Source organism: Vibrio sp. AND4, from assembly GCF_000171815.1.
In the GTDB taxonomy this organism is placed as follows: domain Bacteria; phylum Pseudomonadota; class Gammaproteobacteria; order Enterobacterales; family Vibrionaceae; genus Vibrio.
This window is the reverse complement of record NZ_ABGR01000125.1, coordinates 1-1,193: the sequence shown is the minus strand read 5'-3', so window position 1 is coordinate 1,193 and position 1,193 is coordinate 1. Positions and strand designations below refer to the sequence as shown.

Genomic DNA, 1,193 nt, shown 5'->3' with positions numbered 1-1,193 from the left:
CATGATCACCGTCATTGGCCCGGTGGGTTCAGAAATAAGGGTATTAGAGCCACCAAACAAAGAAGCAAAAAGCCCCACCATGATTGCACCCCATAACCCCGCTTCCGCCCCCGCGCCTGATGCCACACCAAAGGCTAACGCAAGAGGAAGTGAAATAATGGCTGTTGTTACACCACCGAACAGATCCCCTTTCAAGTTGATATCCTTAAAGCGACTACCGAACATTGAATTTGCTCCCTGCATTAAAAAGACAAAATACCACCAACTTAACAAATATTTCGTCAAAGAAAAAAACACAATAACCCAACGAAGTTACTAGACTTATTCGTATACTGAATGCTATCTGCATAGTTTACGACTTTCACTGCGAGAACTCGTCAGATGAGTCCTCTTAGATGAATATATATCGGGATCGAATTTGTAACATTGTGTATAGTTACTTCGCTAATCGCTTGATAAACAATAGTGGCTGGCTGGTTTTTTTAGTTTTAGGGAAGTAGATGTCAGATGCCGGAAATTAAACAATTATTCGAAAATAACTCTAAGTGGTCAGAAGAGATCAAATCTGATCATCCAGAATATTTCGCCAAGCTAGCAAAAGGTCAAAAACCCGATTTTCTTTGGATTGGATGTTCAGATAGTCGCGTCCCTGCAGAGCGATTAACTGGACTTTTCTCGGGGGAGTTATTTGTTCACCGCAATGTGGCTAACCAAGTCATCCATACCGACCTAAACTGCCTCTCTGTGGTGCAGTACGCGGTTGATGTATTGAAAGTCAAACACATCATCGTCTGCGGTCACTATGGCTGCGGCGGCGTTAATGCTGCCATTGATAACCCTCAACTAGGCCTTATCAACAATTGGCTACTTCACATTCGTGATCTTTACTTTAAACATCGCAATTACCTAGATCAAATGCCATTAGAAGACCGTGCAGACAAGCTGGGGGAAATTAACGTTGCCGAACAGGTTTACAACTTAGGTAACTCCACCATCATGCAAAACGCATGGGAACGTGGCCAAGATGTGGAAATTCATGGCGTGGTTTATGGTATTGAAGATGGCCGCCTAGAATACTTAGGCATTCGCTCCAACTCAAAAGAGACCGTGGAGGTTTCTTACCAAAAAGCACTATCAACGATTCTCAATGCAGACAACCAATTACTTTGTCGCTAGAAAACAAAATTAGCCAG

At 42.9% G+C, this 1,193-nt stretch carries 2 protein-coding genes; one reads left to right on the top strand and one right to left on the bottom strand.

Annotated features, from left to right (window positions below; all coding sequences use genetic code 11):
* A partial coding sequence (locus AND4_RS19145) for a SulP family inorganic anion transporter (protein ID WP_009844641.1) occupies positions 1 to 225 on the bottom strand: 225 nt, incomplete at its 3' end.
* 282 nt (positions 226 to 507) lie between these two features.
* On the opposite strand from AND4_RS19145, the gene can reads away from it, so the two are divergent.
* Positions 508 to 1,176 (top strand): carbonate dehydratase, encoded by a 669-nt coding sequence (gene can / locus AND4_RS19140; RefSeq protein ID WP_009844640.1) that lies wholly within the window; start codon positions 508 to 510, stop codon positions 1,174 to 1,176.
* Positions 1,177 to 1,193: the final 17 nt, after the last annotated feature.